Origin of the sequence: Limihaloglobus sulfuriphilus (assembly GCF_001999965.1) — a bacterium.
GTDB lineage: Bacteria > Planctomycetota > Phycisphaerae > Sedimentisphaerales > Sedimentisphaeraceae > Limihaloglobus > Limihaloglobus sulfuriphilus.
This window is the reverse complement of sequence record NZ_CP019646.1, coordinates 3,019,712-3,032,708: the sequence shown is the minus strand read 5'-3', so window position 1 is coordinate 3,032,708 and position 12,997 is coordinate 3,019,712. Positions and strand designations below refer to the sequence as shown.

General features: G+C 48.9%; 10 protein-coding genes. 2 read left to right on the top strand and 8 right to left on the bottom strand.

Annotated features, from left to right (window positions below; all coding sequences use genetic code 11):
- Window positions 1-26: 26 nt before the first annotated feature.
- Complete coding sequence (locus tag SMSP2_RS11645; protein ID WP_146684219.1) at window positions 27-1,883, bottom strand: IS1634 family transposase; 1,857 nt, start codon at window positions 1,881-1,883, stop codon at window positions 27-29.
- Between the two features lie 240 nt (window positions 1,884-2,123).
- On the bottom strand, window positions 2,124-2,345 hold the full coding sequence (locus SMSP2_RS11640; RefSeq protein WP_146683311.1) for a hypothetical protein: 222 nt from the start codon (window positions 2,343-2,345) through the stop codon (window positions 2,124-2,126).
- 111 nt (window positions 2,346-2,456) lie between these two features.
- Between SMSP2_RS11640 and SMSP2_RS11635 the strand changes: the two genes are divergently transcribed.
- Both SMSP2_RS11635 and tnpA read left to right on the top strand, forming a co-directional pair.
- Entirely contained in the window at window positions 2,457-3,608 is a 1,152-nt protein-coding gene (locus SMSP2_RS11635) for an ISAs1 family transposase (protein WP_146682569.1), read from the top strand.
- Window positions 3,609-4,145, top strand: coding sequence for an IS200/IS605 family transposase (gene tnpA / locus SMSP2_RS11630; protein WP_222566343.1), 537 nt, complete (start codon window positions 3,609-3,611; stop codon window positions 4,143-4,145).
- 365 nt (window positions 4,146-4,510) lie between these two features.
- Here the strand turns inward: tnpA and SMSP2_RS11625 are convergent, their stop codons facing one another.
- The 6 genes from SMSP2_RS11625 to SMSP2_RS11600 all read right to left on the bottom strand — a co-directional run bounded on the left by SMSP2_RS11625 (window position 4,511) and on the right by SMSP2_RS11600 (window position 12,963).
- Window positions 4,511-6,799: an FAD-dependent oxidoreductase gene (locus SMSP2_RS11625; RefSeq protein ID WP_146684218.1), complete on the bottom strand. Its 2,289-nt coding sequence runs from the start codon at window positions 6,797-6,799 to the stop codon at window positions 4,511-4,513.
- Between the two features lie 94 nt (window positions 6,800-6,893).
- Window positions 6,894-8,105, bottom strand: a complete 1,212-nt coding sequence (locus SMSP2_RS11620; RefSeq protein WP_146684217.1) for a sulfatase family protein — start codon at window positions 8,103-8,105, stop codon at window positions 6,894-6,896.
- Complete coding sequence (locus tag SMSP2_RS15160) at window positions 8,105-8,467, bottom strand: twin-arginine translocation signal domain-containing protein (protein ID WP_146684913.1); 363 nt, start codon at window positions 8,465-8,467, stop codon at window positions 8,105-8,107. Before SMSP2_RS15160 ends, SMSP2_RS11620 begins: the two co-directional genes overlap by 1 nt.
- 27 nt (window positions 8,468-8,494) lie before the next feature.
- Window positions 8,495-9,637 (bottom strand): uroporphyrinogen decarboxylase family protein, encoded by a 1,143-nt coding sequence (locus SMSP2_RS11610; RefSeq protein WP_146684216.1) that lies wholly within the window; start codon window positions 9,635-9,637, stop codon window positions 8,495-8,497.
- Window positions 9,634-11,448 carry a sodium:solute symporter family transporter gene (locus SMSP2_RS11605; protein ID WP_146684215.1) on the bottom strand — a complete coding sequence of 605 codons (1,815 nt, stop codon included), beginning with the start codon at window positions 11,446-11,448 and terminating at the stop codon, window positions 9,634-9,636. Before SMSP2_RS11605 ends, SMSP2_RS11610 begins: the two co-directional genes overlap by 4 nt.
- A 39-nt stretch (window positions 11,449-11,487) precedes the next feature.
- The gene (locus tag SMSP2_RS11600) at window positions 11,488-12,963 is read right to left on the bottom strand and encodes a hypothetical protein (RefSeq protein ID WP_146684214.1); all 1,476 of its coding nucleotides are present in this window, start codon (window positions 12,961-12,963) and stop codon (window positions 11,488-11,490) included.
- Between the last annotated feature and the right edge of the window lie 34 nt (window positions 12,964-12,997).

Here is a 12,997-nt window from a genome sequence, read left to right as displayed (position 1 = left end):
GCGTTGGTGTGTCGCCAAAGGGGGTCTTAATCTTTGACCTGGCTGCTGTATATTTTGGGTGGCTTCTGCAGCGGCAGATCCATGTTCAGGTGGTGCAGTATCAGACGCTGATCTGCCTCGGGCTCGGTGTACCTCTCCATCAAGAGGTACCGACCGTCAAGTGTTTCAAATGTCACATCAAGCATCTGGATACGGCTCATCGTTTCCAGGGCAGCCTGTGCGGTCAGGCCGCAGGCACTCACCCGCAGCTTATGCCGCAATGTCACCTGCAGGCAATAGCTTATAAACGCCACAAAGATATGGGCATCAACACGCTCTTCTTTATGGTGATATACAGGGCGAATGCCAAGATCACTCTTGAGTTCTCTGAAAGACTGCTCAACGTTGCACTGCAGCATATACTCATTCCAGAGTGCCTTACCATCCTTGCCCTTCTGATTAGTCCGCAAAAAGTACTTGCCGTCACGATAGATCATATCACGGTATTTCTGCCGGTTTATGTGATACCTGAATTCGCCGGCTTCAATCCGCTCCTTTTGCCCCGGAATATCGAGCTCCACACATCTATAAGCGTTACCGGCCTGTGATTGCAAAGCCCCAAGGCGTTTATAAAAACGTTCATAATTGCGATATCCCTTGAGTTTTTCAAGTCCGTCAAGATATTTACGCAGTTTTCTTTTACGCATGGCCCTCTCCTTTTGCATACGATCCCTGCTCCTGGCAAGGACATAGCATTCGCCCTCTTTTTCGATGTATTTCACATGAACACTGCTGTTTACCTGCTCCCAGTCCTTTTCAGAAAGTTCACTGCTATAATCATCGAGCTGTCTGCGGGGTGTGCCAACAAGATAGCTTATATTGTTCTTACGCATGAACTTGAGCGTAGCTTCCGTTGGTATGCCCCTGTCCATCAGCCAGACCCTGTTGGCCTTGCCGTACATTGTTTCTATCTTGTTGAGCAGGGGTCTTAATGTCGTCTTTTCAGATGTATTTCCCTGAAGTACTTCATAGTCAAGAGGAAAGCCCTCCGGCGTAACAACAAGGGCTATCAGCACCTGTCTGCAATCACTGCGTCTGTCTTTGCTGTGGCCGAATTCTGCCTTGGGATTCTGCTTGCATAGCCCCTCGAAATACGTGCTGGTGATATCATAGAGCAGGATGTCGTACTCAAGGTTGAACATTCCTTGCCAGGTGTCTTTAAGGTATTTGCAAAGTTCGTCTTTGTATGGAAGGATACGGTCAAGACAACGGTAGAGCCTGTTTTTCTCGGCAATCTCAAAATCACAATCAAGGATGGCGTCCATAGCACTCTGGCTGAACCAGTGCTGATGGACAAAGTATTCGGCAGAAGGTTTTATCAGCCTGCTCACCGTAAGCAACTTGAGGACTTTTGAGAATGCGACCGGCGATCTGTCTGTATCAATCCGCTCTGACCAGAAGCGGTCAAAACCAAGCTGATCCCACATCTCAGAAGCCAGCCAGCAATCGCCAAACCTACGCGGTCGTTCCAGTCTCATCTTTGAGATGTTAACCGGTATCGTATCAACATCGTGACAGCTCTGGTTGTCCTGATCAAAAGCAAAAAGAGTTTTGTGTACAGGTTTGTTATCTTCGTTGATTATCTCAATTGATCTCTGCCAGGCCTTCTTTTGAGAGCCGCTGATCTCACCAAGGTAAAGAACCACCTTCTCCACATGCCGATAACCGGAGACCTTCCGCTTCTCAGCAATACTGTAATAGGTGTTGCATTTACCGTTCTTTTTACGCCTGTGCTTTTTCAAATACATACCCAAATTATCGCATAGAAATTCACCTATGCAATAGGGCAGGTCTGTACCAAAGCCAAATCCAGAATCAAAACACCCCTCAAAGGCCAGAAACATCGAAAATATTTTTATTTTTACCGGTTTCGAGACCTAAGTGAGAAATTGGGGCTAGGGCAACGCCCTGGGAATCTGTGCGGCCAAAACACCCCCTCGCTCAGCCCCGCACCGCCGACGGCGGTGCGGGGCAGAGGACGAAAGCGAACCACCTATACACATAGGGCGTTGCCCTATGCTATGATATTTCGCACCGTTGGTGCTTATGCAAAACCAGGGCAATCGCATCTAAAATATCATTTTTTAGGCTTTTCGGTTATTTTTTCTTTCAAGGCGTGTTATCCGTATGATTTCGTCAGCATATTGTTGCACTAAGTCCATGAATTGGTTGTAACTATCTATGTCAGCCTGCAGTGCTTCAAGCTCATCCTTTGGGACATATCGCACAACATTGGCTCCATTTTTCCACGTTTGGTGGTTGAAATGCTGCCGGTTTTTCATCTGACATATTTTCCCTCGTTCCATTCGCTCTATTTTTGCGATTTTTTCTAATAATTTTATAGCTTTTTTTGTCTTTTTCATTATAGTATAATATATAGTATTCTATATCTTTGCAACGTTAAAACGAGGAAAATTATGAAAAAAGAACAAAACCAACGCAGATTAATGGACTATTTTTCGACAATTGAAGACCCCAGAGTCGAGCGTACTCGCAAGCATGAGCTTAGCGATATTTTATCCATTGCAATTTGTGCAATAATTTGTGGCGCTGATGGATGGACACAGGTTGAAGAGTTCGCTCAGTGCAAAGAAGAGTGGTTTAAAAGTTTTCTTTCTTTGCCTAATGGCATTCCTTCTCACGACACATTTGGACGAGTATTTTCTTCTCTCAAACCCGACTCATTTGAACAATGCTTCCTCGAATGGGTCAATGCCTTAGCCCAAAAGAGTGAAGGCAGGCTCATAGCCATTGACGGCAAGACTATGCGTAGAAGCGTTGATTATGCATCTGAAAAAGCGGCTGTTCACATGGTAAATGCCTGGTGCGACACCAACAAAATGGTCATTGGGCAGATTGCAACAGAAACCAAGAGCAATGAGATAACGGCTATACCTAAGCTCTTGGAGTTAATTGATTTAGATGGTGCAGTTGTAACAACTGATGCTATGGGCTGCCAAAAGGAAATTGCTAATGCTGTAATTGAAAATGATGGGGACTATATCTTGCAGCTAAAGGCAAATCAGACCGGCCTGCATAAAAATGCAGTTACCCTTTTTGATGAATGTATAGACGATAATGTCTATAATATTCAATATACTGTTGCAAGTGAAACTGATGGAGGCCACGGCAGGGTTGAAGAACGCACATTGCGGGCTGTTTCAAATGTAGGATTCCTTAACTCTGAAAAGAAGAACTGGGTCGGGCTCAAGAGCCTGATATGTGTGGAGGCAAAGAGGAGCATAGGAGATGAAACAAGCGTAGAGAAACGGTATTACATATCAAGCCTGACTTGCAAAAATCCGCCAAATTTACTCAAATATATCAGGGGCCACTGGGGGGTAGAGAACTCCTTGCACTGGTGTTTAGATATCAGCTTTGCCGACGATGAAAGGAGAATAAGAAAAGGTTATGGAGCAGAAAATTTTGCAAGGCTCTCACGAATAGCACTGAATCTGCTAAAACAGCAAACCAAGCACAAGGTCGGCATAAAGACCAGAAGGCTGTGCTGCGGCTGGAACGAGCAATACCTATATCGCGTGCTGACACAACAAAATAAAGGACTTTAGATGCGATTGCCCTGTATGCAAAACAACCTTGTGCATTTTTTTGTTGTAATATCGGTTTGTATATATTACATTCAAAATATGCCGCAATCTATCGCACAAATATACGTTCATATAATATTCAGCACAAAAGAGCGATACCCGTTCATTGACGGGCCAATCGAAAACGAGTTATACGCGTATATAGGTAAAATCATTTTCAACCTCAACGGGATTCCATTCATAATCAACGGAACCGCGGATCATATACATATATTGATGTGTATGCCACGGACTGAGTCGCTCTCCAAATGTCTGGAACAGATCAAGAAGAACAGCAGCAAATGGATCAAAACCAAAGCCGAAGGCGGCATTTTAACGAAGTTCCAGTGGCAGAGAGGTTACGGCGCATTTTCTGTCAGCAGCTCCCAAAAGCAAAAAACTATCGAGTACATAAAATCCCAGAAACAGCACCACACCCGGGTCACTTTTAAACAGGAATATCTGAGTTTTCTCAAAAGATACAATGTAGATTTTGATCCCGAATATGTGTGGGATTAAAAATGCACAGGCCTCAAAACTCATATAGCCGGATGTGAGAAATTTCCCCGCCTGATGCATCTGATTGTCTCCCAAGCCTGAAGGGCTTGGATAGCTTATCCTAGGGCAACGCCCTGGGAAACTGTGCTTGTGTTAGCAAGATCGTATGATATTTCGCACCGTTGGTGCTGCGGGGTAAGACTTTGCTTTGCCCACCCCGTAGAGAGAATTCACGAATTCTCTCAAAACGACAAACAAACAGCACCCACACCAAAATAACCAGAACCGAGCCATAAATGGTCATCGGGGGTTATTGTGCGTACAGAAGGACACCAACGTCTGGAGAAAATTCGTGAATTTTCTCTACAATACTGTTTTCTCGGGCGTTATTTTGTCAGCTGATAAAGCTCGCTTAGATAATCAAATACCAGCCGGGCGGCGCCGGCGCGTGTGAGATTTTCTGCACCGGCTGATTTTACGTCCATACCGGTTACCGCGGCGAGTGTTCTGGAAAACTCGTCGGCGGTGATGGCTGATTCGGGCTGGAATTTGTTGCCCGCAAGCCAGCTCAGGGCTTTTTTGTCTTCTAAACAGCTCAACGCCTCCGCAAGTTCTGCCTTTTTGGAAATATCAACATCGTTAAAACGGGTGTTGAAAACGTCGCGATGCCTGGCAGCGTTCAGGGCGTAAGCGGCTTTGACGGCGTCTGCCCTGGTGAAGTCCGCCTCAGGCAGGAATTTATTCTCAACAGGCTCGATAATCCCCAAAACGCAGGCAAACTGAACAGCAATAAATTCGTCATGCTTCCAGCCCGCGTCAAAATTCCAATATATCGGTGTGCCGGCCTGCAACAGCTCATATTGCACCTTCCGCAACGCTATCTCAGCAGGTGAGGGGTTGAGCGGATTCGGCGATAATTCAAGCATCTCGCGAAACTCCAGGCCATGCTTTATGTTCATAGCCGCCATCACCGCCGCCGCCTGGCCAAACTGAAACTCTGTCGGATGCATTCGGTACGCCGCGGAGGTAAGGTGGGTGAGACCGGCATTTTTGCAGCCGGGCAGCAGGCCTTCTGTTTTGACCGGTACCATCGCCCTCATCGGCAGCTGAAACTGCGAACAGGGACGGCCGGCGATTTGAGCCCGTTCGGTTGAGGCGTGTGAATCCATAATATAGTAATGTCCGATACCCAGGCTGTCATGAAAGTTCCTCGCGCGGTTGGTTGTAGGCCCTGCGACATCCTGCTCACGCACGCGGCGGATCGGTAATATTCTGCGTGATTCTCTGATATAGGGGTATTTGCTGAGCCCGTCCTCTGTGTCAAATACATCTTTTCGCAGCTTGAGGTTGGCATAGCCGCGGTTCTTGCCGGTAACCGGATCAATAGAGAAGTTCTCCTCGTCCCGCCAGTCCTTTGTTATATCCGCGGGGTCTCTGGGGCACTCGTACCACATCCAGTAGAGAAACGCGATAGAGAGATCTTTTGCTTCCTGCAGGCGGCGGGCGCGTATTTCCAGGGGAACATCGATTATTGTGCCGCCCTTGTAGTCGTTTGAGCCCCAGTTTATCTCGGCGATATCGCCGATATTGGTGCTTGCGGTACTGGGGATAAATGCCCAGCCGGTTTTTTCGGGGTCAAACTCGGTGATCCATTCACCATCACGAAATCTCGGGTACAGATCCGGTTTGATATCCGGATTAAAATTCATCGCATCATACATCCGCCGGTACGACCAGAAGCTCTCCCCGGGCCAGGCGTTGCCAAGGCTCATGTTGTAAACGTTTGTCCGGGCGAACAGGTATGAATTAAGTCCGAAATCCTTTTTCAGCTCATCATAATCGGCGGGTCTCTCGTTCCAGTCGCCGCGGTGATCTTCTTTTGGGTCGCACCACTCAAGAGCAAATGTATAGGTGAACGACTGAGCGCCGTCTGCGTACATACGGTCAAAAATCGGCTTGTTATCCTTGTCAAACAAACTCGGCTCCATCGTATCCATAGACGCCTCGACACCGACGCGGTATTCTGTACCGCTTAGCGGCAGAAGGTCTCCCAGCTCGGTGGCGTCGATGACAACCTTCGCCTCGACAGTGAAATCAGACCCGTCATTTCTTTTAAACCTGACGCCGGTAATTTTCTCGTTCTGCTTGTAAACCTCAACGGGCTGACAATTATAATACACCTCCAGCAGCCCGCTGCTGATATACGGCTCAAGCATCTGGTTGATTGTCTTTACACCGTCTTTTGGCAGATACGAGAGCCGTGAAGCCCAGTCATTACCCGGGCAGAACGTGTCGGACCTGACGCGGTTAATGTCCTGTTTGCGAAGCTCGCTCTCCTGCGGGCCGGTTCTGTGAGTTGTCATTGCAGTATGCAGGGCATCAGGGCGATAAATGTTTCGCACGGTGTCACTCCACTGGTAATAAAGCCTGCTCGCGGCGACGTCGTATCTGCCGTGCATACCAACCCAGATATTTTCGTCAAGGGCGGTTACACCCTGGCTTGTCGCTTGTCCGCCGAGCCAGTCGGTATATTCGGTGATGATTATCCTGCTGATGCCGAAGTCCTGCGCCATGCGGCAGCTTTGCAGGGCCGCCGCCGTTCCGCCAAGCGAGCCGCCGGCGATGAGGATATCCGCTTTCTGAGCAAGGGCTGAAGATGACAATAACGCGACCATCAGTAATTTTCCTAAATTTTTTATCAGTTTCACTTTTAAACGCCTCGAATTTACAAAGATCTATGATACTCCAACGCTGGTATTTTTTACTGCTTTATGACTGATTTTTCTTTTTAAATTCCGCAAAGGGATGGGGCAGATTCCTGCTGTACATTCGCATAATTTTTTTCATCTGAGTTAGTTTTTCAGAATAGTCAGGGTTGTCTGCAAGATTATTTTGTTCGTGAGGGTCTTTGCTGAGGTCGTAGAGCTGGTCGGCATCAAAATACGACGGGTAATACAGCTCGGCATTGTAGGAATGCCCCCACACCCCGAACTCCATCGGCTGACACCAATGGTTATACAACTCGCCCTTGTCAACTTTTTCCCGTATTTGAGGAGGATAGCGCACGGCTATATATTTGAACCGGTCATCAGTTACCACAGCTCTTTCAACCGTTATCTCCATGAAAATATGATCCCTTTTATAGCGGCCTCCCGTCAGAGCCGGCAAAAGGCTCTTGCCGTCGATCACGGCATTCGACGGCGGGGTGATGCCGCAGATGTCATATATCGTAGGCGCGAAATCTATGTTCGAGGCAAGTTCATTGCAGACGCTGTCCGGTTTTATTTTCCCTGGCCATCTGATCAGGCAGGGCATCTTGGCCGCTGAATCATAGGTTGAGAACTTGGCTTTTCTTCCGTTATCGCTGGCGTATATGACAACGGTATTATCCGCCAGAGCCAATTCGTCCAGTTTGTCGAGCACTGCGCCTATGCCGTCATCAAGCCAGAGCGTTCCGGAGAGAAAATGAGCCTGCATCTCCTGCTCAGGTTTAATATTGTCAAAGTCAATACCCCTGCCTTTGAGCCTTTCAAAAATCGTGTGCCGCGGCGGCTGAACATCCGGAGCCTCGTCCAGGTAGCCTGCCTGCGTAACCTGCGGGTCGGCCTTTATGCTGTCATGGGCCATTGGATCATGCACCATCGTAGTGGGCATATAAAGAAAGAACGGCTCGTCTTTTGATTGTTCGATAAAATCTATCGCTCCCTTAGTAATCCATTCCTGATTGTGATGTCTAAGCTCTTTTGGAGTGTATAACGGGGCATCACTCCACCACTGACCGGGATTTACATAATAAAGGCTCTCGGCATAATCAAAACCCGTGCTTTTCACGGATTCCTGCAGGTGTTTGTAATTTTCTTTTACCCGTTTTGCGACATCAGGATCCCGGGCATCGAGAGAGCCGTCCATCATCTGGACTTTGTCACTGACGCCTTGCATCCATTTTCCCGCAATGCCGGTTTTGTAACCGTTTTTCTTCATCACCTGGGCAATCGTGTTCTGCTCACCGTAAACACCGGCCAGATTTTCTGCATCTCCGCGCCCCTGCAGGCGTATCTTCCGGTTAACGCGGAAAACCTGCTTGGCGTGCAGACGGGAGATGATACATAGAACCTGTCAAACCGCATACTCTCCTGTGTCAGACTGTCGATGTTTGGCATCAGAAGATTGCCGCCGTAACAGCTAAGGTCGGCCCTGTCCTGGTCGTCAACATATATAAAAACGATATTAGGTTTTGAGCTGCGTTTTAAACCGGAAAAGATTTTTGAGCTTTGATTACAGCCTGAAAGCGCAAAAGCCGCGGCAGCCATACCGCTGTTCTTTAAAAAATTTCTTCTATCCATTTTCGTCTCCTATGATCTGCTTACCATTTAGTATCTGCCGTGAATCTTACAGGTTTCGTACATGGCTTCAATATTTTTTATTGGCGTCCCGGGGGCGAGGTTGTTGCCTTCTCGCAGGATAAACCTGCCGTTTTTAATCTTGCCGCTTAATATCTGTTTTGTCCGGCTGATTACCTGTTCTCTGGTGCCGTTGAGCAGCAGCTCTATATGCGGGCCGCCCATAATCTCTGTGTCTTTGCCGAGCTGCTCTCTGAGCCGGTCAAAATCCACTGGAAAACCAGTATCAAAGCGATTCACGCCAAGCTCAGCGGCCATCAGAGGGAAATGCCTGGTCGCATCGCCGCAGAGATGCATAAAATTGTTCGAGCCGAAACTGAAAGCATCATAAATCTTTTTGTGATACGGCAGGACGTTTTTCCGGTAATCTTCGACGCAGAGCAGCTGAACAAAGTCATCCGCCAGTGCAAAGCCGTCTGTCTTGAGCGGCAGACCGAGATACTTTCGCCATTGTGTTATCCGGTTTATCGTGCTTTGTGTCAGAAGTGTCATTGCCTGGTGAAAATAATCTTCATCGCAGAGCATGTCGATACATGCGTTCTCGCTGCCCCGCAGCTGGCAGAGCAGGGTGAATACCCCGTCGCTAATCGTGCCGGGGGTGCCTGTAATCTCTTTGAGGGGCCGGCCTTTGTGCTCAAATCCCTCCGCCTGCATCTGCTCAAAGCACTGGTGAACCTCTTTTACTTTTGCCATTACCCCGTCAAAAGCACCTCTTGGAAACGCTTCCAGCAGGGCGTATTTATCATCTTTAAATAGCGGGCGGGTATCCGGGCACTGATTCTCGGGGTAGATAATCTCTGCGCCGCACCACGCCGCGTCAAAGACGTTCTGGAAATCCGCCATAATGCTCCAGCCATCTTCCGGCAATCCCATCGGTGTGTCCCAGGGTACATTATGCCGCAGAAAATCCGATATGCGGCACTGTGTCTCGATCAGCGTTCGGGGGTTTTCGAAATACTCTTTGTAGCTCAGCCCCTCTTTGTTGTAATCTTTGTCGAGCAGATAGAACCTCGAGCTGATGCCGAGTATCATCGGAACCCTTATGGGGCTGCCGCTTTTATAAGTGTCCCACACCCTGTGGGCTTCTTCGTTGTGTTTTACAAAATCGATCATTCCGCGCCGAGCCTTTCAACGTGCCATGTATAAATTCTTTTCGCTATCAAAGCAGTAGGAACCGCCGCGATCAGCAGCAGCGAGGCCTTGATATAACTGCCGACATAAAGGGCGGACAATCCCAGGACGAGCATGTTTATCCATGCCGCGACGGGGATCACTGCCAGCAGACCCGAGAGTATGACATATTTGCTTATTTCCACGTTATCGCCGTCCGCCTCTACCGCCTTTCTTACAGGCCCCCAGAATCCGTTTGGTTTTGCCTTGCGGTAAAAATCCTTGAGAACTTCCATATCTTCCGGCTTTGTCAAAAGAGCCACAAGCACCCACAAAACCGTAGTGATCGCCATAGAGATAACAATTTTCAGCGCATCTAACTGCTGTACCATTGCCGGGCCTGCGTCGAGCTGGAGCTGCCACCATGGTATTTTTTTGAGGAAAAAGCCGACAGAAAGAAATACAATCGGCCCGCCGATGATCGCGGTTGCCCACGAGTACACATTAGGCCGCCACCACCACCACTGCCCCCAGCCGTGCAGCGCCGCCGGCGCCAGCAGACCGGCTACTACCAGCACAGTGCCAAAGAGAGAGCTGCTCCAGAACACAATGATAACCGAGAGAGCCATGATAACAAACATCGAGATTCGGCCGATAAAGATACCCTGTTTTTCGGTGAGGTCTTTTTTAAACGGGTGTACAAGGTCATTTACAATAAGCTGGGAAGAGTAGCTCAGGATGCTGTCAACCGAACTCATAGCCGAAGCGCAGATAGCGGCCAGCGCAATGCCCAGAATACCCACCGGCAGATAATCGTTGAGCATGATAGCGTATATCAGCTCGCGCTGCGAGGGAGAAGCGCTGAAAAATTCGGGATGATCGATCAGTGAGCCGATTGTCGGCAGTGTAATCGCCATCAGCATCAGAAACAGAGCGCCTAATGCCCATATGCCGACCTTTGTTGCCTCTTTGGCAGTTTTGCATGAGAGTATCCTCTGGCCGTCGAGGGCGATGTTGCCGCCGGCGCCGAGTGAGTAGATCAGCAAAAATATAACTATCATAAGCGGGTTGAAAACTTCATTGCCCCAGGAAGGGAACAATGACAGTATCGCTGGGGAGTTCTCGGAATGTACCCTTTGGATATTTTCCGTCAGCGCCATGGGCGAGCCGAACCTTACCAGAACGGAGACCATAAGCGCAGCCCCTGCAAGCACAATTACGACTGTGTGCATAAAATCCGCCACGACCACACCGGCATAACCGGCGATCCAGAGATAAAACAGCAAAGCGGGCAGGACAATCACCAGCGTTATTATGCGGCTTTCATAATTGAATATCGGACTGATGACAACGTGTACGCCGAGCAGGCCAACGCCGATGTAGGGCACCATCACCAGCAGTATCATGGAGGCCGAGCCGTATGTTCGTATGACCCGGGCGTTGTTGCCGGCGTAACGCAGCTTTGCCATCTCCGGGCCTGTCGAGACGCCGATCTGCCGCCATTTCGCGGCGAAGACAAACGCGGCGAACAAGAGTGAAAAATTGAAAAGCGACATATAGTACCAGCAGACACTCAAGCCGATCACCACCGCCAGGCCGCAGTAGGTCGGGCCTACGTTGGAGTTGAGAGCCGTCGCGGCCAGTGAAACCCCGTTGAGCCATGCCGGCATTCTCCTGCCTGCGAGGAAGTAGCCGTCTTCACTGACAAAGTCATGTTTCTTTTTGAAAAACCGCGCGCTCATCGCGCTGACGCTGAAAGTAATTATCAGGTAACATGCCACTACCGCGGCGTCAATCATATTATTACTGCTCATAAATCTGCTTTGCTTTATAGACTTAGTATTGTGTGAATCTTACTCAACAGGCAGTGTCAGGCACACGCCCTTTTCTATGACGTTTGTCTCTCCTTTGGGCATTGGCTGCCAGGGTCCCTGCCTCTCAAATCTATATGCAGGATCGTCCTTTATTCCTTCAAGCAGAACCTTTGCTTCTTTTGCGCCGCAGATGTCTTTGTCCAGCACAAGTTTGAGCAGACTGCCGTCAACCGCGGCATCTTTTACGCTGTACTGTGTCCCCTTATCGTCAGTTATCATCTTTCTGCCGGCAACTATTCTTTCACAGTCCTTTGAAATCCGCTGATCGAAAGAGAGAACGAGAGTATCTTTCCAGATTTGTTTGACACTGCACAGCCGCGGCGGTTCGTGGTACACATTCCACCGCAGCCCGAATACGTAATATGTTGTGCTGTCAATATCCATCCGGCCGCAAACTTCATAAAACCGCTTTACCCATTGCGGGCTGCGGCGAATATCTTCATGTGAAACGAAATCCGCCTGAAAACCTACCGGCATTTGCGGATCTGTCTGTTTTACAGCATCGAAGAAAGGCTTATATGTTCCGGGGTAATCAGGTTTGAGCTGCGGGTTTGTCCAGTCAGGCGCGTGAGTCTGGATAAAATGCATATCCGGTTTGACCCTGCGTATCATAGACGGTATATCGTTGCCCTCCCACTCGCGGAGTTTTTCAAGGCCCTGCGGCAAACTGATGCCAAGTGTCCAGGTTGCAACAAATTTGCCCGGGCATTTTTCCCTTACGCCGCCCTGACCGTTGACGACTTCATCATAAAAGTCATTGACGGTTTTGATCCTGTACTCAACAAGATCGTTATATACATCGGGTATTTTTTTATAGTAGTTGGCTTTAGCCGTGTCCACGAATTCGGGAAATACGGAGTTGCCGGTATCTTTTTTGAAAGCCTGCCTAAACGCCGGCGAGATGTCGCCGTAAAGAACATTCTCTCGTTCAAGCCCGTCGGCGATTGGATACATCGCCTCGGCGAAGGTGAACCCGTCAAACCCGCAGTCATTGATCAGCCTGACGACGCGATGCTTCATCCACTCCGCGTAATCCTTGTGGACAAACGACATGAACTGGTAGCTGTCCATCACATCGCTGGTAAACTCCATTTTCCATTTTTCCCAGCCCTCGGGCCGCTCATTCGCCGGAAGGTACGCTCCGGTGGCGATAAGCATCACGGCTACCGGAATTTCTCTCTTTTGCAGCTCGGCGATTATATCTTTTCTCACGGTGCTGTCTGCGCATACGAAGTAATACACCCCGTCATAACCGTTGGCGGTGATCTCCTCGGCTATGCTCGAAGCGCTTCTGTCTTTGTAAGGCGGGAATCCAAAATCGGCCTGCACGGTTTTGCCGCTGAGCAGTTTTGCGGACATCGGGTCAAGCTCCCCGCCGTAAAGAGTGTTCAGGCCGGAAACAGCCAAAAACAGAAACACGACAAACAGAGGTGTGAGTTTTATACGCTTTGTCATTTTGTAAATCCTTTATAGTTTTTATGAGAGTAAT

What these genes read in the sequence shown, in the direction of transcription:
- SMSP2_RS11645 (WP_146684219.1), bottom strand. Translation starts at nt 1,883, where the DNA reads ATGTTTCTGGCCTTTGAGGGGTGTTTTGATTCTGGATTTGGCTTTGGT.
- SMSP2_RS11640 (WP_146683311.1), bottom strand. Translation starts at nt 2,345, where the DNA reads ATGGAACGAGGGAAAATATGTCAGATGAAAAACCGGCAGCATTTCAAC.
- SMSP2_RS11635 (WP_146682569.1), top strand. Translation starts at nt 2,457, where the DNA reads ATGAAAAAAGAACAAAACCAACGCAGATTAATGGACTATTTTTCGACA.
- tnpA (WP_222566343.1), top strand. Translation starts at nt 3,609, where the DNA reads ATGCGATTGCCCTGTATGCAAAACAACCTTGTGCATTTTTTTGTTGTA.
- SMSP2_RS11625 (WP_146684218.1), bottom strand. Translation starts at nt 6,799, where the DNA reads ATGGTCGCGTTATTGTCATCTTCAGCCCTTGCTCAGAAAGCGGATATC.
- SMSP2_RS11620 (WP_146684217.1), bottom strand. Translation starts at nt 8,105, where the DNA reads ATGAAGAAAAACGGTTACAAAACCGGCATTGCGGGAAAATGGATGCAA.
- SMSP2_RS15160 (WP_146684913.1), bottom strand. Translation starts at nt 8,467, where the DNA reads ATGGATAGAAGAAATTTTTTAAAGAACAGCGGTATGGCTGCCGCGGCT.
- SMSP2_RS11610 (WP_146684216.1), bottom strand. Translation starts at nt 9,637, where the DNA reads ATGATCGATTTTGTAAAACACAACGAAGAAGCCCACAGGGTGTGGGAC.
- SMSP2_RS11605 (WP_146684215.1), bottom strand. Translation starts at nt 11,448, where the DNA reads ATGAGCAGTAATAATATGATTGACGCCGCGGTAGTGGCATGTTACCTG.
- SMSP2_RS11600 (WP_146684214.1), bottom strand. Translation starts at nt 12,963, where the DNA reads ATGACAAAGCGTATAAAACTCACACCTCTGTTTGTCGTGTTTCTGTTT.